At 63.8% G+C, this 26,506-nt stretch carries 23 protein-coding genes and 1 tRNA gene; 17 read left to right on the forward strand and 7 right to left on the reverse strand.

All coding sequences use genetic code 11. The features are described 5' to 3' along the window. Positions 1-257: 257 nt before the first annotated feature. The 3 genes from ACYVL5_RS12715 to ACYVL5_RS12725 all read left to right on the forward strand — a co-directional run bounded on the left by ACYVL5_RS12715 (position 258) and on the right by ACYVL5_RS12725 (position 4,747). Complete coding sequence (locus tag ACYVL5_RS12715) at positions 258-1,790, forward strand: NapC/NirT family cytochrome c (RefSeq protein ID WP_460595948.1); 1,533 nt, start codon at positions 258-260, stop codon at positions 1,788-1,790. Between the two features lie 276 nt (positions 1,791-2,066). Continuing rightward, on the forward strand, positions 2,067-2,741 hold the full coding sequence (locus ACYVL5_RS12720; protein WP_460595949.1) for a PTS sugar transporter subunit IIA: 675 nt from the start codon (positions 2,067-2,069) through the stop codon (positions 2,739-2,741). 2 nt (positions 2,742-2,743) lie between these two features. Continuing rightward, the gene (locus ACYVL5_RS12725) at positions 2,744-4,747 is read left to right on the forward strand and encodes a proton-conducting transporter transmembrane domain-containing protein (RefSeq protein ID WP_460595950.1); all 2,004 of its coding nucleotides are present in this window, start codon (positions 2,744-2,746) and stop codon (positions 4,745-4,747) included. 221 nt (positions 4,748-4,968) lie between these two features. On the opposite strand, the gene ACYVL5_RS12730 is transcribed toward ACYVL5_RS12725, so the two are convergent. From ACYVL5_RS12730 to ACYVL5_RS12750, 5 genes are all read right to left on the reverse strand, one after another. Next, positions 4,969-6,783 carry a hypothetical protein gene (locus ACYVL5_RS12730; RefSeq protein WP_460595951.1) on the reverse strand — a complete coding sequence of 605 codons (1,815 nt, stop codon included), beginning with the start codon at positions 6,781-6,783 and terminating at the stop codon, positions 4,969-4,971. 229 nt (positions 6,784-7,012) lie between these two features. Then, positions 7,013-8,266, reverse strand: coding sequence for an NrfD/PsrC family molybdoenzyme membrane anchor subunit (gene nrfD / locus ACYVL5_RS12735; protein ID WP_460595952.1), 1,254 nt, complete (start codon positions 8,264-8,266; stop codon positions 7,013-7,015). Between the two features lie 2 nt (positions 8,267-8,268). Then, positions 8,269-9,054, reverse strand: coding sequence for a 4Fe-4S dicluster domain-containing protein (locus tag ACYVL5_RS12740; RefSeq protein ID WP_460595953.1), 786 nt, complete (start codon positions 9,052-9,054; stop codon positions 8,269-8,271). After that, the gene (locus ACYVL5_RS12745; protein ID WP_460595954.1) at positions 9,051-9,527 is read right to left on the reverse strand and encodes a cytochrome c3 family protein; all 477 of its coding nucleotides are present in this window, start codon (positions 9,525-9,527) and stop codon (positions 9,051-9,053) included. Before ACYVL5_RS12745 ends, ACYVL5_RS12740 begins: the two co-directional genes overlap by 4 nt. 357 nt (positions 9,528-9,884) lie before the next feature. Beyond that, positions 9,885-10,169, reverse strand: coding sequence for a hypothetical protein (locus ACYVL5_RS12750; RefSeq protein WP_460595955.1), 285 nt, complete (start codon positions 10,167-10,169; stop codon positions 9,885-9,887). 383 nt (positions 10,170-10,552) lie between these two features. On the opposite strand from ACYVL5_RS12750, the gene can reads away from it, so the two are divergent. The 10 genes from can to ACYVL5_RS12800 all read left to right on the forward strand — a co-directional run bounded on the left by can (position 10,553) and on the right by ACYVL5_RS12800 (position 22,133). Further along, complete coding sequence (gene can / locus ACYVL5_RS12755; protein ID WP_460595956.1) at positions 10,553-11,269, forward strand: carbonic anhydrase; 717 nt, start codon at positions 10,553-10,555, stop codon at positions 11,267-11,269. A 115-nt stretch (positions 11,270-11,384) separates the two neighbouring features. Next, positions 11,385-13,364, forward strand: coding sequence for a proton-conducting transporter transmembrane domain-containing protein (locus ACYVL5_RS12760; RefSeq protein ID WP_460595957.1), 1,980 nt, complete (start codon positions 11,385-11,387; stop codon positions 13,362-13,364). 116 nt (positions 13,365-13,480) lie between these two features. Further along, a complete protein-coding gene (locus ACYVL5_RS12765; RefSeq protein ID WP_460595958.1) occupies positions 13,481-14,389 on the forward strand; it encodes a respiratory chain complex I subunit 1 family protein in 909 nt (302 codons plus the stop codon). A gap of 4 nt (positions 14,390-14,393) precedes the next feature. After that, positions 14,394-15,035 (forward strand): hydrogenase, encoded by a 642-nt coding sequence (locus ACYVL5_RS12770; RefSeq protein ID WP_460595959.1) that lies wholly within the window; start codon positions 14,394-14,396, stop codon positions 15,033-15,035. A gap of 1 nt (position 15,036) precedes the next feature. Next, positions 15,037-16,473: a proton-conducting transporter transmembrane domain-containing protein gene (locus ACYVL5_RS12775; RefSeq protein WP_460595960.1), complete on the forward strand. Its 1,437-nt coding sequence runs from the start codon at positions 15,037-15,039 to the stop codon at positions 16,471-16,473. Continuing rightward, positions 16,470-17,993: a hydrogenase large subunit gene (locus ACYVL5_RS12780; protein WP_460595961.1), complete on the forward strand. Its 1,524-nt coding sequence runs from the start codon at positions 16,470-16,472 to the stop codon at positions 17,991-17,993. Before ACYVL5_RS12775 ends, ACYVL5_RS12780 begins: the two co-directional genes overlap by 4 nt. 12 nt (positions 17,994-18,005) lie before the next feature. Beyond that, entirely contained in the window at positions 18,006-18,764 is a 759-nt protein-coding gene (locus ACYVL5_RS12785; RefSeq protein WP_460595962.1) for an NADH-quinone oxidoreductase subunit B family protein, read from the forward strand. A 72-nt stretch (positions 18,765-18,836) separates the two neighbouring features. Further along, entirely contained in the window at positions 18,837-19,751 is a 915-nt protein-coding gene (locus tag ACYVL5_RS12790) for a PLP-dependent cysteine synthase family protein (protein WP_460595963.1), read from the forward strand. A gap of 197 nt (positions 19,752-19,948) precedes the next feature. Next, the gene (locus ACYVL5_RS12795) at positions 19,949-20,428 is read left to right on the forward strand and encodes a hypothetical protein (RefSeq protein WP_460595964.1); all 480 of its coding nucleotides are present in this window, start codon (positions 19,949-19,951) and stop codon (positions 20,426-20,428) included. Positions 20,429-20,615: 187 nt separating this feature from the next. Further along, positions 20,616-22,133 (forward strand): NYN domain-containing protein, encoded by a 1,518-nt coding sequence (locus tag ACYVL5_RS12800; RefSeq protein ID WP_460595965.1) that lies wholly within the window; start codon positions 20,616-20,618, stop codon positions 22,131-22,133. A gap of 129 nt (positions 22,134-22,262) precedes the next feature. Here the strand turns inward: ACYVL5_RS12800 and ACYVL5_RS12805 are convergent, their stop codons facing one another. Next, positions 22,263-22,841, reverse strand: coding sequence for a J domain-containing protein (locus ACYVL5_RS12805; RefSeq protein WP_460595966.1), 579 nt, complete (start codon positions 22,839-22,841; stop codon positions 22,263-22,265). Positions 22,842-23,190: 349 nt separating this feature from the next. Here ACYVL5_RS12805 and ACYVL5_RS12810 point away from each other — a divergent pair, with 349 nt between their 5' ends. Beyond that, positions 23,191-23,517, forward strand: a complete 327-nt coding sequence (locus ACYVL5_RS12810; protein WP_460595967.1) for a DUF1294 domain-containing protein — start codon at positions 23,191-23,193, stop codon at positions 23,515-23,517. A gap of 279 nt (positions 23,518-23,796) precedes the next feature. Here the strand turns inward: ACYVL5_RS12810 and ACYVL5_RS12815 are convergent. Next, a tRNA-Val gene (locus ACYVL5_RS12815) sits at positions 23,797-23,871 on the reverse strand. Between the two features lie 264 nt (positions 23,872-24,135). On the opposite strand from ACYVL5_RS12815, the gene cobO reads away from it, so the two are divergent. From cobO to meaB, 3 genes are all read left to right on the forward strand, one after another. Next, positions 24,136-24,666, forward strand: coding sequence for a cob(I)yrinic acid a,c-diamide adenosyltransferase (cobO, locus tag ACYVL5_RS12820; RefSeq protein WP_250680940.1), 531 nt, complete (start codon positions 24,136-24,138; stop codon positions 24,664-24,666). A 116-nt stretch (positions 24,667-24,782) separates the two neighbouring features. Continuing rightward, the gene (locus tag ACYVL5_RS12825; RefSeq protein WP_460595968.1) at positions 24,783-25,187 is read left to right on the forward strand and encodes a cobalamin B12-binding domain-containing protein; all 405 of its coding nucleotides are present in this window, start codon (positions 24,783-24,785) and stop codon (positions 25,185-25,187) included. A gap of 311 nt (positions 25,188-25,498) precedes the next feature. After that, a complete protein-coding gene (meaB, locus tag ACYVL5_RS12830) occupies positions 25,499-26,440 on the forward strand; it encodes an ArgK/MeaB family GTPase (protein ID WP_460595969.1) in 942 nt (313 codons plus the stop codon). Positions 26,441-26,506 lie beyond the last annotated feature (66 nt).

Here is a 26,506-nt window from a genome sequence, read left to right on the forward strand (position 1 = left end):
GTTAAACCTCACGGTGGGTGACTCGTCCCGGCGGCTTCGGGATCGATTCATTAAAGTTGTAACACCGTTCTTAAATATTCAATAAATCATATGTACCGCCGTGTAGGTGTCCGATTTACTGTTTAATTTTTTTAAATTAGCTTTATATAGTTGGCTTCGGCCTATTAATTTACTTTTTTTTGACATTGCGGTTACCGGATAGTAGAGTTGCACGATTTTTCGCTCGACCACACACGGAAATTGGAGGAGAAAACGGAATGGCAATAAGAAAGTATGCCGGCTACGCGTGGAACTTGATCAGTCTCGCCGGTATGGTCCTCGCGGTGACTGCTGCCGGTCTGGACATCGGCTTCCTGTCGTACGAGGCGATCACCGGTATCGAAAAGCCTTACCTCGGCCTGATGACCTACTTCCTGTTCCCCGGGATGCTCATCGCGGGTCTGGTCCTGGTTCCGCTGGGCGCCTTCCTGGTCAGGGAAAAGCGTCGCCGGTTCGACAAGGACGGCCACACCATCCCTCCTTATCCGCGGGTTGACTTCAACGAGCCGCACAAGCGGCACGTCTTCATCTTCTTCATCGTCGCCTCCATCGGCTTCGTGCTGATTGTCTCGGTCGCCTCCCTCAAAGGGTTCGAGTTCACCGAGTCGACCACCTTCTGCGGCGAGCTCTGCCACCAGGTCATGGGTCCGGAGCACACCGCCTGGTCCAACTCCCCGCACGCCAAGGTCAAGTGCGTCGAGTGCCACGTCGGCCCCGGTGCCGCCTGGTACGTCAAGGCCAAGATCTCCGGCATGAGGCAGCTCTACGCGGTCCTCTTCCACACCTACCCGGCCACCATCGCCACCCCGATCGAGAACCTCCGTCCGGCCCGGGATACCTGCGAAGAGTGCCACTGGCCGGAGAAGTTCTACTTCGGTCGCCAGAAGGTGTTCTACCACTTCGCACCCAACGAGCAGAACACCCCGCGTGAGGTCGACCTGCTCATCAACATCGGCGGCGACCCCAACACCCCGAACGCCAAGGGTATCCACTGGCATATCGGCACCGAGGTCAACTACATCGCCACCGACCGCAGGCGCCTGAACATCCCGTACATCTCCGTCAAAGAGAAGGACGGGAAGATCACCGAGTACTTGGACACCGAGAAGGCCCTCTCCAAGGCGGAGATCGAGAAGGCCGAGAAGCGCCAGATGGACTGCCTCGACTGCCACAACCGTCCGGCCCACATCTACCGCGCCCCGGGCGTCGAGATCGACGACAGCTTCGTCCACAAGCGGATCGACTCCTCGCTGCCGTACTTCAAGAAAGTCGCCGTAGAAGTGCTGACCAGGCCGTACAAGGACAAGGAGTCCGCCAAGGCTACCATCGCCAAGGAGATCCCGGCCTACTACAGCCAGAACTACCCGGCAGTGGCCCAGGCCAAGGCCGCCCAGATCAAGCAGGCCGTGGAAGTGGTCACCGACATCTACGATCGTAACTTCTTCCCCAACATGCACATCAACTGGAACACCTACCCGAACTACATCGGTCACTTCTACACCCCGGGTTGCTTCCGCTGCCACGACGGCAAGCACAAGTCCGCCGACGGGCGGGTGATCTCCAAGAACTGCGACCTCTGCCACAAGGTGCTCGGCCAGAAGCAGGAGAACATCCCGGCCGGTACCCAGGTCAAGTCCTTCGTCCACCCGGTCGACATCGGCGACGAGATCATGAAGACCAACTGCAGCGAGTGCCACTCCGCCGGCGGCCAGGACGTCCCGGGCGGCGAGCACCACGACAAGAAAGAGTAGGGTTCTCCCTGCCCATCACGCAGCACAAAAAGCCCCCGGCCGAAAAGCCGGGGGCTTTTTGAATTTGACCCCTCGCCGCTGGCGGAGAGGGACGTTTCAAAATCTTCCCTCACCCGGCCTTCGGCCACCCTCTCCCCCAAAGGGGGCGAGGGATTATATATATACAGGGGGCGGAGGTGAGGGGGGAGAGGATTCGTGCACCCCTCACCTAATGCCTTGATTTCCTTTACTCGTTGGTGTTATAAGGCTCTAAGCCTTTAGATCCGGAGTCCTACCATGCTCATGAAAGCTTCCGAGGTGGCCGCGCTGCTCAAAAAGGACGAGAGCGTCGTCGTCAAGTGGATCAAAAAGGAGAAACTGCCGGCCACCATGGTGCGGGGGACCTACCGCATCAACCGCGTCGATCTCCTCGAGTGGGCGACCGAACACGGCGTGACCGTCCCCTCCGAGCTCTTCGCCGCCGCCGAAAACGACCTCAAGCTCCCGACCCTGGTGGAGGCGCTCGAGGCCGGTGGGGTCCACTGCGGCGTGGCGGGTGACGACAAGTACACCGTTCTCAAGAACGTGGTCTCGCTATTTAAGCTCCCCTCCCAGATGGATCCCGACTACCTGCTCCAGGTCCTCTTGGCCCGGGAAGCGATGGGGACCACCGCGGTGGGGGACGGCATCGCCATACCGCACGTCCGCAACCCCATCCTCCTGCAAAACCGCCCCCAGCCGGCCATTACCCTCTGCTTCCTGGATCACCCCATCGATTTCGGCGCGCTCGACGGGGAGCCGGTACGGATCCTTTTCCTGCTGACCAGCCCGACCGTGAGGATCCACCTGCACCTCCTCTCCCGGCTGGCCTACGCGCTCCACGACCCGCAATTCCGAGCCACCCTCAACGCCTGCGATCCTCCGTCGATCCTGGAGGCCGCCCGGCGCTTCGAGAAGGGACTGAGGAGCTAGCCATGCAGCTGTCCGGCGAGTCGATGATCACGTTACTGCTGTTCTCGCTCGCCGCCGCCCTGCAGGCGGTCTCCGGCATACCGCTGCTCATCGATCGCGGCTCCCGAATTTCCCAGTGGATCTCCACCGTTCTCCTCATGGCGGGGGCGCTGGCCGGAGTCGCGGGCGCTCTCCTGGTGCTCATTTCCGCCGCCTCCTTCGAGATCTCCCTCCCCTGGGGGCTCCCTTTCGGCACCGCCCGGGTGGCGGCCGATCCGCTGTCGGCGCTCTTCCTGCTCCCGGTTTTCCTGGTCACCGGCGCCAGCGCGCTCTACGGCACCGGCTACCGCCCGGTCTCGGAGCACCCGAGAAACGCGGGGCGGCTCGCCTTTTTCACCGGCACCCTTGCCGCCTCCCTCACCACCTTGTTCCTGGTCCGTAACGGCGCCCTCTTCCTCGCCGCCTGGGAAGTGATGGCGCTCTCCGCCTACTTCGCCCTCGTCACCGATGACGAAAAGGCCGCGGTGCGCGAGGCGGGGACCCTCTATCTCATCACCACCCACATCGGGACGCTCGCCCTTTTCGCCATGTTCTCGCTCTTCAACCGGGCCACCGGCGACTTTCTCTTCCCGGCCGCCGGAAGCCTCCCGGGGCACAGCCTGCTGGCCGCCGCCATCTTCCTCACCGCCCTCCTAGGCTTCGGGCTCAAGGCGGGCGCCATGCCGCTCCATGTCTGGCTCCCCTCGGCCCACGCCAACGCCCCGAGCCACATCTCGGCCATCCTCTCCGGCATCGTCCTGAAGACCGGGATCTACGGGCTCATCCGGACCCTCTCCTTCTTTGCCGATCCCCCGGCCTGGTGGGGGGTGACCATCCTGGTGGTCGGCGCGGTCTCGGGGGTGGTCGGGGTCGCCTTCGCCATCGGGCAGCACGACCTGAAGCGGCTTTTGGCCTACCACAGCATCGAGAACATCGGGATCATCCTTTTGGGGGTCGGCCTGGCGCTTTTGGGGCAGAGCATGGGAGTCCCGGTGCTGGTCGTGCTCGGGCTGGCGGGGGCGCTCCTGCACGTGGTCAACCACGCCCTCTTCAAGTCGCTGCTCTTTCTCTCCGCCGGCGCGGTCATCCACGCCACCGGCACCCGTGAGATCGACCTGATGGGAGGGGTGGCCCGCCGGCTCCCGAAGAGCGCCCTTTACTTCCTCGTCGGCGCGGTCGCCATCTGCGGCCTCCCGCCGCTCAACGGCTTCGTCAGCGAGCTCCTCGTCTACCTCGCCTCCTTCTCGGCCATCCGGAGCTCCGACGGGCTGGACGGGGTGCTCTCCGCCCTGGCCGCTCCCGTGCTGGCCCTGATCGGGGGGCTGGCCGTCGCCTGCTTCGTCAAGGTCTTCGGCGTCGTCTTCCTCGGCGCCCCGCGCTCCGCCCCCCACGCCGCGGCGCACGAGGCGCCCTCCTCCATGCTCTGGTCCATGGGGCTTCTGGCGGGATGCTGCGTCGCCATCGGTCTCTTCCCCTTCATCGCCATCCGTCCCCTGGACGGCGCCCTGGCGAGCTACCTCGGAAGCCAGCCGCCCCATCAGCCGCTGGGGGACCTGGTGCCGTTTGGATGGATCTCAGCCCTTGCCGTCGGGCTCCTGGCCGTCACCATGCTCATCGCCCTCCTCTTCAGGATGCGGGGAAGTACCTTGCCGCGGGAGCGCTCGGTTACCTGGGGGTGCGGATATCTCGCCCCCACCCCGCGCATGCAGTACAGCTCCTCCTCCTTCGCCGCCATGCTGGTGCGGATGTTCAGACTTCTGCTGCGTCCCGAGGAACATCGGCGCGAGCCGGATGGCCCCTTTCCCTGCACGGGGCATTTCGAGAGCCACGTCCCCGAGACGGTGCTCGAGCAGGCCTATCTCCCCGGGCTCGAGTATCTCTACCGAAAGAGCGCTCCCGTCCGCCATCTGCAGCACGGCAAGCTGAACCTCTACATCTTCTACACCTTCATCACCCTCGTCGTGCTGATGGCCCTCACCACCCGGTAAACGGCAATCCCCTCTTTCGCGAATTTCCCCTCGCCCCATTAGGGGGCCGAAGGCTCCTATCTCCATACCCTCGCCCTTTTAGCGGAGAGGGGATACTTACAGTACAGAGCAGAAAAAAACCCCTTGAGGGGGGAGAAGCTTCCCTTCCTCAAGGGGTAGACGACCACTCTCGCGCCTGGTCCGGGCGGCGAGCGGTCAAATTTCGATGGCGATGGAGCCGTTCACTCCTGCGGGGTCGACGGCGTCTCCCGCTCCTCGCCACCCTTCTTCCATTTCCCCAGCGCCAGCGACTCGATCGCCGCGGCCAGCCCGAAGGAGAACACACTCGCCACCAGCGGGACGCCGTGGGCGCCCAGGAGGTCGTGCACGAAGACCTTCACCCCGCCGATCAGCGTGACCAGGATGGCCACGTTTCTCCACTCCTTGTTGGACCTGAAATAGGCGAGCGCCATGATCGCCGCCGCCGAGCCGTTGATGGCCACCGATGTCGCGCAGCGAAGGGCGTTCATGACTTCCTTGGCCGGCATGGAAAGGGACATCACCTGCCACACGGCGACCTTGACCATGAAGAAGCCGTTCAAAAGCGCCGCCAGCAGGAGGAGCACCGCGCTGCGGTCGAGCCGGTCGTAGCGTGAGAAGACCGACGGCGAGGGAGGCGGGTAGCGCCGGCACCACTGGTACTGGTAGAGGGTGATGAGGGTCAGCAGTCCCGCCGGGATGGTCGCCACCACGTCGGAGGCCGACCGCGGGTTCATCAGCATCACCACCGCCAGGGCCATCGATGCGTAGATCTGCACCACGTAGGAGGTCACCCGGATGCCGCCGTTCTTCCACTCCCTGGAAAGAAAGCTCATGAAGACCGAAACCACCGCCAACGCCGGGAGGGCGATGAGGAACTTCCCGAGCAGGGCCGGGAGGGCCACCGCCGCCAGCGCCGCTCCGGCGAAGGCGAAGGAGTTGGTTCCCGGAGCCCCCTCGACCTTCCGTTCGGTCAGCCAGAAGGTGACCCACAGGTGCCCGCCGGCGATCAGGAGCCCGATGGTTCCCAAGAGCATCAGGCTTCCCCCCGAGGCTTTCACCACGTAATAGGCGGCCAGAAATCCCCAGACGACGTTGACGGTGGGAAGGGCGAAGTCGAAACGGGAGATCCGTTCACCGCTCGATCTCAGTATCCCCGCCCAGGCGAGCGAGAGGAAGAGGAGACAGAAGACGGAAAGGGTGGGGAGGAACCAGGCGGGGGCGAGCTCCGGCGCCGGGGTCTCGTGCCCCCCGACGGCGATCCCCAGTCTCACCGCCCAAAGCTGCAGCATGGCGATGGTGACCGCCAGCACGATCCATCGCAGCCACGAGCAGCTCTTCAGCCTGGCGGCGAAGTAGCCGAGGATGTTGGCGGCGAAGAGGATCATGGCGAGGTACGGGAAGAAGGGGTGCGGGTAGTCGATGGCGGCCCCCGCCAGGCACATGCCGAGGGTCCCCACCGAGATGGGGAGAAAGGCCCGGTGGCGGTAGCTCACGAAGGTCATCCCCCCGCCGGTGCAGATCAGGGTCAGGTAGGCGGGGATAAGCGGCAGCGAGGCGAAGCGGGCGTGGGTCTCCACCACGATGGTGCTCATGAGGGCGGCGCCGCAGCAGGCAAATACGGGGGCGAGGGCGCTCTTTTTCTCGTACCCGTAGCCGCCCCAGATCATGAGGAGCGCGGCGTAGGTCATGCCGATCCCCGACCCGAGCAGGGTGTTGATGAGGTTGTTGTCGGTGAGGGTGCGGAGGATGAGCGCCACCACCAGCAGGAAACAGAGGGTGGAGAGCCGTGTCAGGAGGTGGGTCCGCTCGGCCCAGTTGAGGATTTCCTCGGAGATCTCCTCCGGCTCCTCGAGGAGAATGTTCTTCGCTTCCGGCTCGGGCGCCGGCTCGGCCGCCGCGGGCGGTCCGGTTCCCGCCATCGACGACTCGAGCTGCGCGAGCCTTGCCTTCAATGCCTTCAGCTCTTCGTTGACCTGGTCGACCCGACCACCGTGATCCGCTTCCCCGACCGTCATGGCTCCCCCCCGTCCCTTCGCGGGACCCTCGCTGGAAGACCGTCACCAACCCGGGGGAGGGGATCCTCCCCCGGGCCATTTATCACCAACTCGTGTCAACTCTCCCTCCCCGTCAAGGGGAGGGGGGTGAGGATGGGGTTAGGAGGTCGGCGAAGAACCCGTATCCTGCAGTTGTCCTCCCCCTTGAAGGAGGTGGAGCGCGATTTGCCGATCAGGTGTCGTCATGCCGTCAATGGGTCTCCTTGAAGACCGGCATGACCTTGTTGAGGACATAGAAGATGCAGAACGGGACCACGGCGACCACCAGCGCGCCGAAGAGCCCCTCCTTGGCCTCCTCGAAGGTGTGGGGCCAGATCGGGAGTTGGTAGTGCATGAAGCCGGAGAGCGAAGAGGAGAAGGCCTGGCCGCCGATGACGACGTTCCACCGCATCATGAAGACGCCTAAGAGCACCAGCACGCTGCCGATGGCGGCGCGCCGGACGGTAAGGCCGGGGATCAGGAAGAGCACGAAGGGGAGGAGGTTCCCCAGGCCGTACTGGATCACGAAGATGTTGACGAAGTCCCGCTCGTAGATGACGCTCCTGAGGATGTCCCAGGACTTGACCGCCGTGTAGCCGCGGAAGATGAGGTCGAGGAGCTCCAGGGTGATGGCCGCCACCATGAACATCAAGAGGTACTTGGCGGTCATGGTCACCACGTGCGCCTCGGCGCTCTTGAGGTCCTGGTGCGACGGGAGCTCCGGGTACTGCTGCGCCTTTCTCCTGGCGAGCACCTTCCTGATCTCCATGGTGAGGATGTAGGTGAGCATGCAGAGCGCCACCCCCGAGACCACCGCCGAGCAGATGAAGATGACCGGCATGAGCGGGGTCATCCAGAGCGCGTTGGCCTTGACGGAGCCGAAGATGAAGCCCGCGTAGCCGTGCAGGAAGCAGGCGACCGGGATGCCGGAGGCGGCGAGCTTTTTCACCGCCCGCTCGTCCGCCTCTAAGGCCTCGTGGCTGATGTCCTGGGCGCCCAGGGTGAGGGCGGAGAAGAAATAGTAGCGCAGCTGCGTGAGCGGCGAGCGGTCGCCGGCCGGTAGTTGGCGGATCTCCTCCACGGTCTCCACGAAGTGCTTGCGGTAGACGAACCAGAGCTCGGAGGCGACGATCATCCCGTAGGTGGAAAAGACGATGCCGAAGGCGGCGATGGCCGAGGTGAAGTGCGGCGTCATCATGACCTCGATGCCGCGCTGGGGCTGCTGCAGGTGGAGCATCAAGGGGAGCATGGCCACCGGCAAGAGCGCGAACGAGAAGACCAGCGAGAAACGGGCGATCCCCTTGAGCGCTTTCACGCCGAAGACGTGGTAGAGCGAGGAGAGGACGAAGGCACCGGCCACCAGACCGGTCATGAACGGGTACATCACGATCTGGATCGTCCAGTAGATGTACTCGTTGGGATAGACGAAAAACTCCTTGAGGGTCCAGGCTTCTCCGTGCACCATGGCTATCTCACCTCCTTGGTGAGCCCCAGGTAGAAGACTTGGGGCTTGGTCCCGTACTCTTCCTTCAGCACGTTGACCCGTTCGGTCATGATGATCTTGGTCACCGGGTCGTCGGGGTCCTTGATGTTGCCGATCCGGCGGGCCCCGAAGGCGCAGGCGTCCACGCAGGCGGTCTTCATCCCCTTGGCTATCCGGTGGTAGCAGAAGTTGCACTTCTCCGCCACGTGGTAGACCGGGTGGAAGAAGCGGACGCCGTAGGGGCATCCCATCACGCAGTAGCCGCAGCCGATGCACCACTTCCTGTCCACCAGCACCACCCCGTCCTCGGTCTGGTAGGTGGCCCCCACCGGGCAGACCTGGACGCAGGGCGGGTTGTCGCACTGGTTGCAGAGTTTCGGCACGAAGAAGGCCTTGTCGATCTCCTCGTTCCTGATCTCTTCGAACTTACCTTCCCCGATGTCGATGGCGGTGGTCTCGAAGCCGTCGCGCGCCCCCTTGGGGGAGTCGATGTGGGTCTTGCCGTCCTTGGTCACCACGTAGCGCTCGACCCAGGTCCGGGTCACGTTGGCGTCGTAGGGGACCTCGTTCTCCGTCTTGCACGCCTTCACGCAGAAGCCGCAGCCGACGCACTTGTTGGTGTCCACCAGGAAGACCCAGCGCACCTTCTTGCCGTCGTTCTTCTCGGCCTCCAGGCGCTTGGGATCGAAGAGCTCGAGGGCGGAGAAGGGGATGGCCAGGCCGCCGGCGATCAACAGGGTTTTCTTGCAAAAGGATCGACGGGAAATCATTTCTTATGCCCCTCCTTTCTCGGGTCGTGCGGCCAGTGGCAGGTCACGCATTCCAGCTCGGGGTGGTGGGTCTTGATGTTGATCCCCCGGATCTTCCCGCGTCCGCTGGTGGGATATTCCAGGCGGAAGTGGCAGCGGGCGCAGAGCTCGCGCCGGCGGTCGACGGTCAAGACCTTCGGATCGTCGGGGTGGTTGAGGGCAGGGCCGTGGCAGTTCTCGCAGTTGATGTTGGCATGGGGGGATTGCTTGATCTCGGCGTACTTCTCGGGATGGCACTGCTTGCAGTACTCGGCGGTGCGGTACTTTACGCTCACCTCCTTCCATTCCTGTTCGTTGCTGGGTCGGTGCCAGCCGTACATGTAGCCGCGGCTCCCGATGCCGAAGTCCGCCGGCACCAGGATCTTTCTCGTCACCAACACCGCGGCGATGACCAAGAGCACTACGTACAGGGGTCGCCAAACATGGTTCTTCACAGCTCTCTCCTCCTTTGTTCCGCAGCATGCGGTAGGCGCTGTTTACCCAAAACGGCCGGACGGTTGTCTGCTCTCGGTGCAAAATATAACGCTGTTAACATTTTTAACATACCAAGCGGCAGGTGACAACCTTAAAGTAAGGCAAAACACGGTCTTTGTCGGGTGTACCGGTGTTTTATTGAATTGAAAAATGCTTAGAAAACTTTTTTTGACAACGGGGTGCAGGGCGACTATGCTCCAGGCGTTTGTTTACCCGCACGTAAACGGCCCCAAACGGCGCGGGGCCTGCGGACGATCCACCGTTTGTCGATCCTCGATCGGCGGGCGAACTCCCCGCCGGCGGCTTCCGGACCGCCGTTACCGGTGGAAAACGATGGCGAGCAACATGAGGGGAATGGAAACGAGGAAGGAGACTATGAATGCGACACACCCGAGTGAGAGGAATGGATCACTCAGGGTGACGAACTGTCTCTTGAGGATGAATTCCATGAGTCTGGCCAGGGTGTCGACGAACCCGTAGACGCTGCGCCCGAACCTTAGCCGGGTCAAGAGCTCCCTGTGCTTGATGCTGAGCCGTAACAGGGTGAAAACCAGAGAAATATTCGCAATAATGATAACGATCAGGATTGCGTCTTCCAGCATTTCACACCTCGTTGTGTATGGCCCTCCCAACTCTATCGCATCACATCACTTCTTTTTCCTCCTTACTGCCATGCCGCATCGCCGCAGAGCCATCGGAAAAAATCTCTTGTCGCCCCTGCCGGCCCCTCAATTTTACCACGCCTCTTCGCGGTGGCACGCGTTCGGTTGCCATCCGCCAAGGAATGTAAAACACAATTTTTTTGTTCTTTGTTTTTGACAAATGACTGTTCGCGGAGTAGTTTGTGGTGATTCGACGGCCGTATGCCGTTTGATATCAGCCAATTACGGTATGTTGGCGGCAAACTGACTCAAGACTGCGGAGAGGAACCCCGAGCAACCAGCGGGGGCGCCGGCCGCTTCTTCGATAACGGATATAGGTGGATATGCCTGGAGTAACTCGACTTTTCGAAAACAACCGGGCCTGGACCCAGCAGATACAGGCCGAGGACCCGGAGTTCTTCCTCAAACTTTCCGAGCAGCAGGCCCCCGAGTACCTCTGGATCGGATGCTCCGACAGCCGTGTTCCTGCCAACGAGATCGTCGGCCTGTTGCCGGGTGAGCTCTTCGTCCACCGCAACGTGGCCAACCTGGTGGTGCACACCGACCTCAACTGCCTGGCCGTCATGCAGTACGCGGTGGACATCCTCAAGGTGAAGCACCTGATCGTCTGCGGGCACTACGGCTGCGGCGGCGTGTACGCGGCGCTGAAGAGCATGCGGCTTGGCCTGATCGACAACTGGATCCGCCACCTGCAGGACGTGCGGGTGAAGCACGAGGCCTACCTCGCCTCCCTCCCGGACGACGACACCCGGTGCGACCGCCTCTGCGAGCTCAACGTGGTGGAGCAGGTGGTCAACGTCTGCCAGACCACCGTGGTTCAGGATGCCTGGGCGCGGGGCCAGGAGGTTGCGGTACACAGCTGGATCTACGGCCTGGCCGACGGCAAGCTGAGCAACCTCGGGATGTGCGTGACCGCCATCGACCAGTTGCCGGACGCCTACGCCAAGGCGATCGAAGAAACCAAGCGGCGGGAGATCCCGGAGCGTCGCACCCACTCGCACCTCCAGCAGGCGACCGACCCGACTCTCAAGAAGAAGTAACCCGCTGTCCCTAAGAATCCCAATCCCCCGGTGACCGCGTAAGCGGCGGCGAGGGGTGATCTTTACACTACTGGAGTGACCGGTACCCCCGGTCACGGTCGAAAGGCTGATTGCAATGTTTCATGACATGATGCGAGAGCCTGCCCTATGGGTATTGGGCGCGATTGCGGTGACGGCTCTCTCCGGAGTCCCGGGACTATTGTTAAGACATGGATCCTTGGGGCAACGGGTGGCCACCGCCGGCGCGCTGCTCGCCTCGCTGATGGCGCTTCCCGCCATAACGTACATGCTGACCGCGGGTCTAAAGGCCCGCTACCTCCTCGAGTGGAATCTCCCTTTTGGCTCCTGTGAGCTTGCCCTCGATCCCCTCACACTGCTCTTCCTGATTCCGATCTTCCTGGTCTTTGCCGCCGGCTCCCTCTACGCCTGCGGTTACTGGCCCGCCTCCTCGAAACCAGCCAGCGAACCTCCCATTACCTTCTTCTACGGGCTCTTAGCCGCCGCCATGGCCATGGTGGTGGTCTCCCGAAACGGCGCACTCTTCGTGATGTCGTGGGAGGTCATGGCGCTTTCCGGCTACTTCCTTTTGAGCGCCGAGCACGCCGATCCCGAGGTGGGGAAGGCGGGGCTCGTCTACCTGGTGGCGAGCCACCTGGGGGCCGCCTCGCTCCTGGTCCTCTTCTCCCTGCTGGCGGGGGCCACCGGAAGCTTCCTCTTCCCGGCCGCGGGCACCCTCCACGTGAGCAGCTCGCTCGCCGCCGTCCTCTTCTTCGCCGCCCTGGCCGGCTTCGGCTCCAAGGCCGGCATCATGCCGCTCCACATCTGGCTCCCCTCCGCCCACGCCAACGCCCCCAGCCACGTCTCGGCCATCCTCTCCGGCGTCATGCTCAAGATGGGGATCTACGGCATCCTGCGGGTGATCACCTTCTTCCCGGAGCGCCCGCTTTGGTGGGGTGAGCTCCTGCTGGTGGCCGGTCTCGTCTCGGCGCTGATGGGGATCTGCATCGCCTCGGCCCAAAAAGACATCAAGCGCCTGCTCGCCTACAGCTCCATCGAAAACCTGGGGCTCATCGCCGCCGGCATCGGGGCCGCCCTCTACGGGGAGGCCACCGGCAGCCAGCGGCTCGCCTACCTTGGCATGGCCGGCGCTCTCTTTCACATCCTCAACCACGGCCTCTTCAAGCCGCTCCTCTTCTTCGGCGCGGGTAGCGTCATGCACGCCACCGGCACCCGGGAGATGGACCGCATGGGGGGACTCTCCTCCCGCATGCCCTGGAGCACCCTCCTTTCCCTGGCGGGTGCCGTCGCCATCTGCGGGCTTCCCCCCTTCAACGGCTTCGCCAGCGAATTCCTCCTCTACCTCGGCTTCTTCGGCGAGGCGAGCTCGAGCCAGCCGCTGCTGGCCCTGGGGGCCCCGGTGCTGGCCCTGGTCGGCGGGGTCGCCGTCATCTCCCTGGTGAAGCTCTTCGGGATCACCTTCCTGGGGGCTCCCCGAAGCGAGGGGGCGGCCCATTCCCACGAGTCTCCCGCCACCATGCTCGTTCCCATGGGAGTGCTGGCGGGACTGAGCCTCGCGGGGGGGATCTTCCCCCAGCTCTTCCTTTCGCTGGTGAACCCGGTGGTAGCCTCCCTGGCCCTGGGGGCCCCGGAGAGCTATGCCGTCCCCGTGCGCCCCATCGCCCTCACCGCCGCCGGTGCGGCGCTGCCGCTACTGGCGGGGGCGATCTTTCTCGTCCTGAAGCGGAGGGCGTCCGCCTCCCCGCGGGCTACCGGCCCCACCTGGGGATGCGGCTATCTCGCTCCCGCTCCCCGGATGCAGTACACCGCGAGCTCGTTTGGCCAGCTGATGGGATCGCTCGCCACCCCGCTCGTCAGGAGCCGGACCAGCCGCGACACGGTGGCCGGGGTGGCCCCGGCCGAGGCCCGCTTCCGCTACCAGCCGGAGGAGACCCTGCTCGGCAGGGTGGCCATGCCCGCCCTGCGGGGTGCGGCGACGCTCTCCGCCTTCATGAGAAGGCTTCAGCACGGAGAGGTGCAGATCTACATGCTGTACATCTTCGCCACATTGTTCGTGCTTTTGCTGTCGGTCAGGTAGGGTGATGGATCCCTCTCCCCCAAGGGGGGCGAGGGTATAAATAAAATAGATAGGCCTTCGGCCACCTGATTTTATGCAGTCCGTGTTTTTTGAAAACCAATGTCTGGAGACGTGACATGATCGATACCATCGTGCACATGGTACTGGTCCTCGCGATGCCGCCGCTTCTCATCGGGGTCATCGCCAAGACCAAGGCACTCTTCGCGGGAAGGGTAGGGGCACCGGTTCTGCAACCCTACTACGACCTCGGCAGGCTGATGAGGAAGGGGGTCGTGATCAGCGACACCACCAGCTGGGTCTTCAAGGCCGGCCCGGTGGTGACCCTGGCCGCTACCCTTTTCGCCGCCCTGCTGATCCCGCTCGGCAAGCACCCCGCCCCGGTCGCCTTCGAGGGGGACATGATCCTCTTCGCCTACCTCTTCGCCCTGGGGCGCTTCTTCACCACCGCCGCCGCGCTGGACACCGGCTCCAGCTTCGAGGGGATGGGGGCCGCCCGCGAGGTCACCTTCTCCTGCCTCGCCGAGCCGACCGTCTTCTTCGCCCTGATCACCCTGACCAGGCTCTCCGGCACCATGAGCCTCACCCCGATGCTCCAGAGCGTCACCCTCCCGGTCTGGACCGGGACCGGCGCCTCGCTCCTTTTGATGCTCTTCGGCCTCTTCGTGGTCCTTTTGGCCGAGAACTCCCGCATCCCCTTCGACGACCCCAACACCCACCTCGAGCTCACCATGATCCACGAGGTGATGGTGCTCGACCACTCGGGTCCCTACTTCGGCTGCATCCTCTACGGCGCCTCCTTGAAGCTCTACCTGATGGGAGCGCTCTTCGCCAACATCGCCATCCCCTTCTCCGGGGGGGATCCCTACCTCGACTGGCTGATCTTCGCCCTCTCCATGCTGGCGCTGGCGGTCGGGGTCGGGGTGGTAGAGTCGGTGATGGCCCGTCTGAAACTGATCCGCGTTCCCCAGCTTCTGGTGGCGGCCATGATCCTGACCGCCTTCTCGCTGGTCCTGGTTGTGAGGTGATGTCATGAGTTCCCTGGCCGACCAGCTCCTCGTCCTCTGTCTCCTGATCAACTTCGCCGTGCTCGGCACGAGCCGCCTCGCCTTCTCGGTGCGGGCGGTCGCCCTGCAGGGGGTGCTCCTCGGGGTCCTCCCCGCCCTGGTGCACCCCTTCTCCTGGCACCTGGCCCTCATCGTGGTGAGCATCATGGCGGTCAAGGGTGCCGTGATCCCGGCCCTGATCATCAACGCCATCAAGCGCGCCGAGATCCAGCGCGAATTCGAACCCTTCATCGGCTACATCCCGTCGCTCGTCCTGGGGGCGCTCCTCACCTCGCTCGCCTTCATCTTCGCCGCCAAGCTCCCCCTGGCCCCCGAGCACGCGGGACTCCTCATCGTCCCCGCCTCGCTGGCCACCCTCATGTCAGGCTTCCTGGTCCTCATGGGAAGGCGCAAGGCGATCTCCCAGGTCATCGGCTACCTCCTTATGGAGAACGGCATCTTCATCTTCGGCCTGCTGTTGGCCGATGCCATGCCGGTCATGGTCGAGGCGGGCGCCCTTCTCGACCTCTTGGTCGGCGTCTTCGTCATGGGGATCGTCATCAACCACATCAGCCGCGAGTTCTCCACCCTGGACACCTCGCGGCTTTCGGCACTGCGGGAGGATTAACGTGCTCACCTGGTATCTCGTTCTGCTGCCGCTGGTGGGAGCCCAGATCTCCTGGCTGATCCCGGACAACCGGAAACGCCCCTTCGTGCTCCCCGTCGTCGCCCTCGTGCACCTCGCCCTGACCGTGGCGCTGGTGATCCAGACCCCGCCGCCGTCCCCCGGGGGATGGATCTACCTCGACTCGCTCGGAAAGCTGGTCCTTCTCTGCAACAGCGTCCTCTTCGCGGTCTGCGCCTTCTACGCGGTCGGCTACTTAGGCTACCGCCACCGCCGCCCCAACCGGATCCTCTGCCTGGCGCTTTTGACCTGCCTCTCGGCCATGACCCTGGTGACCCTCTCCCAGCACCTGGGGCTTCTCTGGATCGCCCTGGAGGCCACCACCCTGGCCATGGCCCCGCTGGTCTACTTCAACCGCAACGCCCGCTCCATCGAGGCCACCTGGAAGTACCTCCTGATCTGCTCGGTGGGGATCGCCATCGCCCTCTTGGGGATCTTCTTCCTGGCCTACTCCACCATCGTGGCCAACCAGGAGGTCTCGCTGGTGATGAGCTCGCTGATCGCCGACGCCGCCAACCTGCACGCCGGCTGGCGCCACGCCGCCTTCATCTTCCTTTTGGTCGGCTTCGGGACCAAGATGGGGCTCGCGCCGCTGCACACCTGGAAGCCGGACGCCTACGGCGAGGCGCCGGGGCTCGTGGGTGCGCTTTTGGCGGGGGGGCTCGTGAACTGCGCGCTCTTGGCCCTCCTGCGGGTCTACCAGATCGCCGCCGCCTCCACCGAGGCGCTCCTCTTCCAGCAGGTCCTCCTCGCCATGGGGCTCGTCTCCATGGCCTTCGCCGCCGTCTTCATGGCCCGCCAGAGCGACTTCAAGAGGATGCTCGCCTACTCGAGCGTCGAGCACGTCGGGATCATCGCGGTGGCCCTGGGCCTCGGGAAGGGGGCCCTCTTCGGCGCGCTTCTCCACATGATGAACAACGCGCTCACCAAAGGGGTGCTCTTTCTCTCCTCCGGCAACATCCACCGCGCCTACAACTCCAAGAGCACCCAGTACGTCCGCGGCGCCCTCACCAGGACCCCCTGGTCCGGCGCCCTTTTCCTGGCCGCCTTCCTGGCCATCACCGGCTCCCCCCCCTTCGCCCCCTTCGTGAGCGAATTCATGATCGTCTCCTCCGCCTTCGGGCAGGGGAACCACGTCACCGGCGGGCTCTTCCTCTTCTTCCTCGCCATGATCTTCATCGGGATGGCCTCCACCGTGTTGCCGCTCGTGATGGGGAAGATTCCGGAGGACATCGAGCGCACTCCCTACCGTGACGCCGTCCCCACCGTTTTGCCCCCCCTGGTGCTGATGGCGGTGGTCCTCGTGCTCGGGCTCTGGATCCCGGCCCCGCTGCAGGCGCTTGTTACCGAGGCGGCCGGACTCTTGGGAGGTGGACGATGAATCGACCGTACCGATTGCTGCAAAACGGTGAGGCGGTGCCCCGCCGGGAGATTCCCGAGCTCTCCCTCGAGCGCTTCCAGCAGGAGCTTTTGGGGGGGATCGAGGACGGCTGGCGGGTGGTCACCTACTTCGGCGCCGCCGAGGGGGGCGCGGTCCGGCTCTACGCGATTCTCTCCAACAAGATGGAGGGTGTCCTCGGGGTGATGAGCGCCCTGGCGACCGCCCGGGAGATCCCGACCCTTACCCCGTACGCGCCGCAGCTCCACCTCTTCGAGCGGGAGATCGCCGAGCAGTTCGGCCTCGTCATCGAGGATCACCCCTGGTTCAAGCCGGTCCGTTTCGCGCCGCCGCTCGCCTCCCCCCCCGGGGCTCCCGCCAGGACCCCGGCCAAGGCGGCCCACAAGATCGGCCTGATGGAGTTCTACCGGGTCGAGGGGGCGGAGATCCACGAAGTGGCGGTGGGCCCCGTCCATGCCGGCATCATCGAGCCGGGACACTTCCGGTTCCAGTGCTTCGGGGAGGAGGTCCTCCACCTGGAGGTCTCGCTGGGGTACCAGCACCGCGCCGTCGAGCGCCTGGTGCAGGGGCCGCTCACCGCCGCCACCAGGAAAAGGATGGAGGCGGTGGCGGGCGACACCACCATCGGCCACGGCACCGCCCACACCATGGTCGTGGAGGCGCTCGGGGGCGGCCGGGTCCCCGCCCGCGCCCAGGCGATCCGTGCCGTCGCCCTGGAGCTCGAGCGGCTCGCCAACCACACCGGCGACCTGGGCGCCATCTCCGGCGACGTCGGCTACCTCCCGACCGCCTCCTTCTGCGGAAGGATCCGGGGGGATTTCCTCAACCTGACCGCCGAGCTCTGCGGCAGCCGCTTCGGGCGCGACCTGGTCATCCCGGGAGGGGTCGCCTTCGACGTGAGCCGGGAGCTGGCCGAGAAGATGGCCGGCCGTCTCCAGAAGGCCTTCGACGACGTCGCCAACGCCGTCGATCTCCTCTGGGAGACCCCGTCCGTCATGGCCAGGCTCGAGGGGACCGGGGTGGTGAGCGGGGAGACCGCGCTGGAGATAGGCATGGTCGGCCCCGCCGCCCGCGCGAGCGGCTTGAACCGCGACATCCGGCGCGACCATCCGTTCGGTATCTACGCCATGAGCCACATCCCGGTGGAGACCGCCCGTGCGGGCGACGTCTACGCGAGGACGCTCGTCCGCTGGCTGGAGGTGGAGAAATCGGTGGAGTTCATCCAGGAACAGCTGACCCACCTCCCGGGGGTCGCCTTCCAGTACCCGGCCGGGACCATCGCCGGCGACTGTCTGGCGGTCGCCCTCACCGAGGGGTGGCGCGGTGAGATCTGCCACGTCGGCATCACCGACGAGCGCGGAGGCTTCGCCCGTTACAAGGTCACCGATCCCTCCTTCCACAACTGGACCGGGCTCGCCATGGCCTTGCGGGGAGGGCAGATCTCCGATTTCCCCCTCTGCAACAAGAGCTTCAATCTCTCCTACTGCGGCTTCGATCTGTAAGGAGCACCGTCTATGATAAAAGCCATCCTGGCCCGCCTGAAGCAGGGGCACCGGACCACCAGCTATCCCGACCAGCCGGCCACCCTTCCCGAGCGCTTTAGGGGGTACCCCGAGCTCAACGCGGCGGTCTGCCCGCCCGACTGCCGGGTCTGCGCCGACCTCTGCCCGGTGGGGGCTATCGACTGCGGCGGCAAGCTCTCCATCGACCTCGGCAAGTGCCTCTTCTGCCCCGACTGCGCGGAGATGTGCCCCCATGGCGGCATCACCCACACCACCGATCCCCGCCTGGCGGTCAACCGCCGCGAAGAGCTGGTGGTGACCGCCGGGGAGGAGCGCCGCCTCGCTAAGGCCCTGGAGAAGAAGATGCTCTCCCTCTTCGGGCGCTCCCTCAAGTTCCGTTCCGTGGTTGCCGGCGGTTGCAACGCCTGCGAGGCGGACACCAACGTCCTCTCCACCATCGGCTGGGACCTCGGCCGCTTCGGGGTGCAGTTCGTCGCCTCCCCCCGCCACGCCGACGGGCTCTGGGTGACCGGACCGGTGACCGAGAACATGCGGGAGGCGCTCATGCTCACCTACCAGGCGATTCCCGCCCCCAAGATCGTGGTCGCCTGCGGGGCCTGCGCCATCAACGGCGGCCCCTTCATCGGCTCCCCGGCCGCCCACGACGGCGTCGAGGGGATCCTCCCGGTCGATCTCTACATCCCCGGCTGCCCCCCCCACCCGGTCACCATTCTCGACGGGTTGCTCAGGTTACTGGACAGGATGGAGTAGCTCGTGCTAATCTGCGCGACGGTCTGCCGTTGAGGCGGCGGCGCTCCCATTCCAACTGCTAGTGAGGCACACATGAAAGGTCAAAGTCTCCTTGATGCCATAGGGGCCACCCCGCTGGTCCAGGTCGCCCTGAGCGGAAAGCCCGGCGTCCGCATCCTGGCGAAACTCGAGGGGAACAATCCCGGGGGGTCCGTCAAGGACCGCCCCGCCCGCCAGATGATCCTGGCCGCCGAAGAGAGCGGGGAGCTCACCGCCGACAAGGTGATCCTGGAACCTACCTCCGGCAACACCGGCATCGCCCTCGCCATGATCGCCGCCGCCCGCGGCTACCGGATAAAACTCTGCATGCCCGCCTGCGTGAGCATGGAGCGCCGCAGCGTCCTGGAGGCCTACGGGGCCGAGATCGTTCTTTCTCCCGGCTGCGAGGCGACCGACGGCGCCATCCGGCTCGCCCACAAGATCCTGGCCGAGGAGCCCGAGAAGTACTACATGCCCAACCAGTACGCCAATCCCAACAACGTGCTGGCCCACTACAAGACCACCGGTCCCGAGATCTGGGAACAGACCGCCGGGAAGGTGACCCACGTGGTGGGAGGGATCGGTACCAGCGGCACCGTGATGGGGCTCTCCAAGTTCTTCAGGGAGAAGGCTCCGGCGGTCGAGATCGTGGCGGTCGAGCCGGTGCTGGGGCATAAGGTCCAGGGGCTGAAGAACATGAAAGAGGCGATCGTCCCGCCGATCTACGACCCTACCGCCTACGACCGCAAGCTGGTCATCGAAGACGACGACGCCTTCGAGACCGCCCGCCTGCTGGCCCACCAGCACGGCATCTTCTGCGGGATGTCCGGTGGCGCGGCCATGGCCGGGGCCATGAAGGTGGCGGCCGGAATCGAAACCGGCACCGTGGTCGTCATCATCCCCGACCGTGGCGACCGTTACCTGAGCACCAACCTCTTCAAGTCCATGTGCGCCGAATGCCCCCCCTAACGGCGCAGAATCGCTACCCTCGCTCCCTTAAGGCGTGAGGGTGGCCTCAGGCTGGTAGAAAATATACCCGCGCCCATCATCTTTCGCAGTTCGACTTTTACCGTCTCTCCCCGCTCCCGCCTTTACGGGAGCTTTGGCCTGCCCGCAGAAGTCATCGGCGCAGGCGAGGGGGAGGATGGGTTCCGGAGGTACTGACCATGAACCGTCTCTTCCCCCTGATTCTCGTAGGAGCCCTCCTCTTCCTGGTGGCCGGTTGCGCCTCAAAAGAGGCCGTGAAGAAGGATGCCAAGTCGTATCACTTCCATCACAAGGGGTACAGCTTCAAAATCGCCTGGGAACTCGTTCCCGGCCACGACGGCGTGGCGGTCCAGGGGTTGATGCAGAACATCACCCTCCGCAAGGTCGAAGACATGGAGGTCACCGCCACCCTGCTGCGTGGCGCCAACGACGAAGTGGCCGAGGGGCAGACCTACGTGCTCGGCTCGCTCAAGGACGGGGAATCCACCGACTTCGACCTTTACCTCCCCAAGGCGGTCCTTACCCCCGGTGACCGTCTCGCTTTCCGCATCAAGTACACCGTACCCGGTGCCGCCGGTTACACCTGGGCGACCAACGTGGTCACCGATGCCAAGACCGGTGCCGCCATCGTCCCCGACAACGAGACGACATCCGACTAGGCCGGTCCGGGCTGGGCATGGTTACCCTCTCCCCCCGGGAGAGGGCCGGGGTGAGGGAGGTTTTCTAATCTCCTGGTTGCGCCCTGCCCAACTCACCGGTACCATTATGTATGTCGTCACCTCGCCGACCTCATGAAGTGATCCGACACCATCTATCGAACAAGTTCCCCATCTGAAAGGAGTACCAATGCCGGAGATCTCGACAATCCGCTCCGCACTCTTTGTCGACTTCGACAATATCTATCTCAATTTCCACAACCAGGACCAGGATCTGGCCAAGGCCTTTGCCAGCCGGCCGGAACGGTGGCTCAAGTGGCTGGTGGATTCGAAACTCCCCATTGTCACCGACGGCCAATTCGAGCGCCGCATCCTGATCCGCCGGTGCTATCTCAACCCGTCCTCCTTCGCCGATTTCCGCCCCTACTTCACCAAGGCGGCCTTCGAGGTCATCGACTGCCCGCCGCTCACCAGCCGGGGGAAGACCAGTACCGACGTTCACATGGTGATGGACATCCTGGAGACCCTGCACCACTATCCGTCCATCGACGAATTCATCGTCCTCTCCGGTGACGCCGACTTCACCCCGGTGCTCATCAAGCTCCGCAAGCACGACCGCCGCACCTCCGTGCTGGCGGTGGGATACGCCTCGCCCGCCTACAAGGCCTCCGCCGACCACGTCTTCGACCTCGACGACTTCATCAGCAGCGGCATCGGATTCGTCGAGATCGAGCCCGACCACGATCTCTCCGCTCCCGGCAACCTGAAGCCCGAGACCTCGCTTATCAAGCGCATCGCCAGCCGGGTCGTCGAGGTGGTGGCCGAGGCGGGACCGGTCCAGGCCGCCGACCTGCCGAGAATTTTCCGGGAGTTCAAGGAATTCGGGAGGGATACCAATTGGCTGGGGTACGGGACCCTGCGCCGGCTGGCCATGGAGGTGGCCAACTCGCGTGACGAGCTGGTACTGATCGACGAGGACCCGTGGAAGATCGGCATCCAGGCCGCTCCGGTCGTTACCGAGGAGACCGAGCACGAGCAGCCGGCGGCGGCCGCCGAAGGGATCGTGCTGACCCCGGAGCTCAAGCAGAAGATGGAGGATTTCATCGTCGAGATCGTGAAGTCTTCCCCGATCCCGGTGGTGATGGCCAAGATGGCGCATCTGCTGGTCATGAAGTTCGGGCCGGGGCTAAACGAGTCGGAGTGGTTCGGGAAAGGGAGCTTCAAGGCCCTCCTTGGGCACATGAACCTGCCGGGGATCGAGCTCTCCAGCATGCTCTCCGGTTTTCTCTACGATCCGACCATCCATCCCGCCCCGGAAGAGAAGATGGATTCGCTGCAGGTCAAGATCCACAACATCACCGACACCCCGCTGCTCCCCGCCGAGCACTACCAGATCCTGTTCCGCTGTCTGGCCAACGAAGTCAACGCCAACGGTTACAGCCTGAGCAGGACCTCGAAGGCGGTGCGCGACTGCTGCGCGGAGGAAGGGGCATCGGTGGCGAGAAGCCACGTCAACTTCGTACTCCTTGGGCTGGGGCACGTGCGTTACCGTTACCAGCAGGGGCAGGTGGACGCCGCCACCCTGGCGCAGAAGTTCTTCGAGAACGTCCTGAACCTCTGCCGGAGCTCCCAGATCCAGCTGACCGACGAAGAGACCTCCTCGGTCCGCGCCTGGATCACCGGCCAAACGGAAGAGACCCCGGCCTGACTAAAAACAAAATAGAACGCGGATAAAACCTGATTGAGCGGATTTGCCCGGATACCCCTAAAGCTTTGAGGGTTTAATCCGCGTGAATCCGCTCAATCCGCGTCATCCGCGTTCCATTGCCGTTGGATTTTACCTTTCCTCGATTCTCACCCGGCTGCTTCGCAGGTGTTCCTCCAGCAGGTGGTCCGGCCCGAGCCTTAGCTGCGACTGCTCCACCTGGTCCACCCCGCCGGCCGTGATCGCCACGTGGCCGGTTTCCAGCCGCTCCACCCATCCCTTCGCCTTCAGATACCAGAGGTGGAACTCCACCAGTTCCGCGGGAGCGCCGATCAGGCGGCAGAGCTCCACCTCGCCGATCCCCGGGCTCAGCATGTCGCGGCGCCTTTGGACGTAGAGCAGGGAAAGGAGCTTCTCGCGGGTCACCTGGTCGTCCCCGAAGGCCGCCCGGTTGCTCGCCTCCGCCGCCACCCCCCATTTATGGTTCCAGTAATCCTGGTACTGGACGTCGTACCCGGCCCGCGCCGCGGGATCCGAAAGGGTGTGGTGCGCCTCGACGATCAGGCGGAAGCGGTCCGAGTCCGAAGACTCCACGTTGTCCGGGTGGTACTTCTTGGCCAGATGCCGGAAGATCCGGTCGACAGTCTCCGCATCCGCGCTCGGGCTCAGCTGCAGCAGATCATAGTAGTCAACGAATTTCTGGTTAGTCACCGTATCCTCCCTCCGACTGGCGTTGTCGTCCTTTTCCGTTCTGCACTTTCACACCCTCGCGGCGCCCTTGGCCCTGCCATCACGCCGTGTCCCGCCGGTATGGTGCCTTGCATCCTAAACGTCCCTCCCCTTCAGAGCCTGCCGGCCGAAGCCTTGGCGAAGGCTGGTGAGGATGGGGTTACACAACACGCCAGCAAGTTTATCATTGGAAGAATCTAAATAAAGTATCTTCCACGAGATCTTGTCTTGGAGCTTCCATCCCCGCTATAATCCCCCCAACCCACAGCATCCCCTCTCCCTCCGGGAGAGGGCTAGGGTGAGGGGCTTTGCCGCCCGAAACGGAGTCCGCGTGTCCACCCCATTGGCTCAATCCGCCTTGCTTATCGCCGTCTTCGTCGCCGCCTACCTCGCGCTGGGAAGCCTCCCCATGCTTTATATTGCCGCGAGCCTCGTCACCTTCCTCCTCTACGCCGTCGACAAGACCGCCGCCCGTAACGGCGCCCGGCGCATCCCCGAGTTGACCCTCCACACCGCAAGCCTTTTCGGTGGCTGGCCGGGAGGCCTCTTGGCCCAACGCCTTCTCCGCCACAAATCCAGCAAGCAAAGCTTCCAGTTAGTCTTCTGGCTCACGGGAACCGCCAACACCCTCCTCGCCATCCTGGTAAACCACAGATGACCGTTTTTACCCTTTCCCCGCCCGTCAAAATCCCCTCTCCCCCCGGGAGAGGGTCAGGGTGAGGGAGATCTCGCACAAGAGGAAACGAGCCCGTGCAAAACGCAAGCTGGACCAGGCAAGGCTGGGTACAGAGGGGATTGTGAGGTTATTCCGAGGGCGAAGAGCGCATGAGCGCATAGGCGCGCCATGACTTGAGCGAAGAAGTTATACCGAGGCGAGAAAAGGCAGGAGAGGAAACAAAAAAGGCCAGACATCTCTGTCTGGCCTTGCTGTTTGTCTTGGTGGGCGATACTGGGATCGAACCAGTGACTTCTACCGTGTGAAGGTAGCACTCTCCCGCTGAGTTAATCGCCCGTTGAAGTGTCCTGATTAAATAACAGATGGATTCCCTCGTGTCAAGCCCTGAATCGGACGTCATCCCGCATTCAGACCGACTTTGGCATAAACGTCGTTTTAAGCTAGGTGATTAGCCTTGACAGCTTCCTGAAGCAGTTGTTATAGTGCCGCAGTTTACGGGAGCGGCAGGCGCCGGGCCCTCCACCCCGCGGGAACAGCCGTTCCCGGAAGGGGAGGGGAGGGATCCCCGCAATCTTCAACCGTTACCCGCAAGGACGGCGCATGAAACTGGAACAAGGTCTCATTCAGGTGTATACCGGCAACTGCAAGGGAAAGACCACGGCTTCGCTGGGGCTCGCCCTGCGTGCGGTGGGACGCGAGCTCATGGTCTGCATGATCCAGTTCATGAAGGGGGGCGGACCCTACGGCGAGCAGATGGCCGCCGAGAAACTCGCCCCCTACCTCACCATAATCCAGACCGGCCGTCGCGGCTGGGTCAACAAGGACAACCCCGCCGACGCCGACAAGCAGCTGGCCGCCGAGGCGCTGGAGCTGGCCAGAAAGACCGTGATGGGGGGAGAGTACGACCTGGTGATCCTCGACGAGATCAACGGGGCAGTCTCCATGGGGCTCGTGCCGGTCGAAGATGTACTCGACCTGATGAAAAACAAGCCCCCCCAGGTCGAGCTGGTGATGACCGGGCGAAACGCAGACGAGCGGATCATCGAGGCGGCCGACCTGGTCACCGAGATGCGCGAAGTGAAGCACTACTACAAAGCCGGGGTCAAGGCCCGGGTCGGCATCGAGATGTAACGAAGCGAGAACGATTAACCCCATCCTCACCCCGACCCTCCCCTTGATAGGGAGGGTGAGTTTGCGTGAGCCGGGAATTCGTAATATTAAAGAATCTGGAATTCAGGAGGTGTGCCATGGCTGAGAGGAAATTACGTATTCTGGTAGGGAAGCCCGGGCTGGACGGCCATGACAGGGGAGCCAAGATCATCGCCCGCGCGTTCCGTGACGCCGGCTTCGAAGTCATCTACACGGGTCTGCACCAGACCCCGGAGCAGATCGTTTCCGCCGCCATCCAGGAGGACGTCGACCTGATCGCCCTTTCCATCCTCTCCGGCGCCCACAACACCCTGCTTCCCGCCGTCTATGACATCATGAAGGAGAAGAAGGCCGAGGACATCGTGCTGATGGCCGGTGGCGTCATCCCCGAGACCGACATCCCCGGCCTCAAGGCCGCCGGCATCCGGGAAGTCTTCACCCCCGGCACCTCCACCGAGACCATCGTGGAGTGGGTACGCGGCAACGTAACGGCAAGGGCCTAAGCGTATTCAACGGCTGTTCTAAGTTCTACGTTCTAGGTTCTACGTTGAATACATTTATGATCCAGCGGCTCAACCAGGTTCCACCCTTGTTGAGCCGCAGGCTTTTCAACGTTGGAACAGAGGCTGAAGCCGCTGGCCGCAGGCACTGCGCGAGTCCGCTGGCCTCACAACCTGGAACATAGAACATAGAACGTAGAACGATTCTTCGGATATAGGCTGAAGCCGCTGGCCCCAGTCATTACGCGAGTCCGCTGGCCTCACAACCTGGAACATAGAACGTAGAACGTAGAACCTGTTTTATGGAGTTTTATATGCTAGCAGAACGTGTCCTTGACGGCGACGTGCGGGCAGCCGCGCGCCTGATGCGGGATATCGACGACCGGATGAAGAGCGCGGTCGACGAGTTGAAGGTCCTCTATCCCCACACCGGCAACGCCTTCATAATCGGCCTCACCGGCCCCCCCGGCGCGGGCAAGTCCACCCTGGTGGACCAGATCGTGGCCGGCTTCCGCAAGAAGGACCTCCTGGTCGGCGTGGTCGCCATCGACCCCACCAGCCCCTTCTCGGGAGGCGCCATCCTGGGTGACCGTATCCGCATGAACCGCCACGCCGACGACGCCGGCGTCTTCATCCGCTCCCTCGGCACCCGCGGCGCGCTGGGCGGGCTCTCCCGCTCCACCACCGACGTCGTCAACGTCATGGACGCCATGGGGATGGACGTCGTCATCATCGAGACCGTCGGGGTAGGGCAGGACGAGGTCGACATCGTCTCCGCCGCCCACACCACCGCCGTGGTCATGGTCCCCGGCCTCGGTGACGATATCCAGGCGATCAAGGCCGGCATCCTCGAGATCGGCGACGTCTTCGTGGTCAACAAGGCCGACCGCGACGGTGCCGATCGCACCGCCCGCGAACTCTCCGCCATGCTGGAGATGCGCCACCCGGAGGAGGGTGCCTGGTTCCCGCAGGTGCTCAAGACCGAGGGGAGCCGCGGCGTCGGCATCGACGAGCTGATCGCCGAATTCGACCGGCACCACGACTACCTGAAAAGCTCCGGTCACCTCCAGCGCCTCACCGAGGAACGCAACGCCAAGCTCTTCACCGATACCCTCCGTGACCAGCTGTTCGAGACGGTCTTCGGCGCCATCAAAGAGGACGGCACCTACCGCCGGATCCTCGATGGCCTTAGGGAGCGGACCACCGATCCCTACACCGCGGTCGAACGGGTGCTGGCGCAGAGCGCTTTTTCTTGACCGACGCGGCTAATAGTGCTACTTACAACGAGAATGGGGCAACGACTGCCCCATTATTCGTTTGTC

It is taken from the genome of Geomonas sp. Red276 (assembly GCF_054784495.1).

Excerpts from the sequence above, each read along its gene's own strand:
- ACYVL5_RS12715 (WP_460595948.1), top strand. The coding sequence starts at position 258 with ATGGCAATAAGAAAGTATGCCGGCTACGCGTGGAACTTGATCAGTCTC.
- ACYVL5_RS12720 (WP_460595949.1), top strand. The coding sequence starts at position 2,067 with ATGCTCATGAAAGCTTCCGAGGTGGCCGCGCTGCTCAAAAAGGACGAG.
- ACYVL5_RS12725 (WP_460595950.1), top strand. The coding sequence starts at position 2,744 with ATGCAGCTGTCCGGCGAGTCGATGATCACGTTACTGCTGTTCTCGCTC.
- ACYVL5_RS12730 (WP_460595951.1), bottom strand. The coding sequence starts at position 6,783 with ATGACGGTCGGGGAAGCGGATCACGGTGGTCGGGTCGACCAGGTCAAC.
- nrfD (WP_460595952.1), bottom strand. The coding sequence starts at position 8,266 with ATGGTGCACGGAGAAGCCTGGACCCTCAAGGAGTTTTTCGTCTATCCC.
- ACYVL5_RS12740 (WP_460595953.1), bottom strand. The coding sequence starts at position 9,054 with ATGATTTCCCGTCGATCCTTTTGCAAGAAAACCCTGTTGATCGCCGGC.
- ACYVL5_RS12750 (WP_460595955.1), bottom strand. The coding sequence starts at position 10,169 with ATGCTGGAAGACGCAATCCTGATCGTTATCATTATTGCGAATATTTCT.
- can (WP_460595956.1), top strand. The coding sequence starts at position 10,553 with ATGCCTGGAGTAACTCGACTTTTCGAAAACAACCGGGCCTGGACCCAG.
- ACYVL5_RS12760 (WP_460595957.1), top strand. The coding sequence starts at position 11,385 with ATGTTTCATGACATGATGCGAGAGCCTGCCCTATGGGTATTGGGCGCG.
- ACYVL5_RS12765 (WP_460595958.1), top strand. The coding sequence starts at position 13,481 with ATGATCGATACCATCGTGCACATGGTACTGGTCCTCGCGATGCCGCCG.
- ACYVL5_RS12770 (WP_460595959.1), top strand. The coding sequence starts at position 14,394 with ATGAGTTCCCTGGCCGACCAGCTCCTCGTCCTCTGTCTCCTGATCAAC.
- ACYVL5_RS12780 (WP_460595961.1), top strand. The coding sequence starts at position 16,470 with ATGAATCGACCGTACCGATTGCTGCAAAACGGTGAGGCGGTGCCCCGC.
- ACYVL5_RS12785 (WP_460595962.1), top strand. The coding sequence starts at position 18,006 with ATGATAAAAGCCATCCTGGCCCGCCTGAAGCAGGGGCACCGGACCACC.
- ACYVL5_RS12790 (WP_460595963.1), top strand. The coding sequence starts at position 18,837 with ATGAAAGGTCAAAGTCTCCTTGATGCCATAGGGGCCACCCCGCTGGTC.
- ACYVL5_RS12795 (WP_460595964.1), top strand. The coding sequence starts at position 19,949 with ATGAACCGTCTCTTCCCCCTGATTCTCGTAGGAGCCCTCCTCTTCCTG.
- ACYVL5_RS12800 (WP_460595965.1), top strand. The coding sequence starts at position 20,616 with ATGCCGGAGATCTCGACAATCCGCTCCGCACTCTTTGTCGACTTCGAC.
- cobO (WP_250680940.1), top strand. The coding sequence starts at position 24,136 with ATGAAACTGGAACAAGGTCTCATTCAGGTGTATACCGGCAACTGCAAG.
- ACYVL5_RS12825 (WP_460595968.1), top strand. The coding sequence starts at position 24,783 with ATGGCTGAGAGGAAATTACGTATTCTGGTAGGGAAGCCCGGGCTGGAC.
- meaB (WP_460595969.1), top strand. The coding sequence starts at position 25,499 with ATGCTAGCAGAACGTGTCCTTGACGGCGACGTGCGGGCAGCCGCGCGC.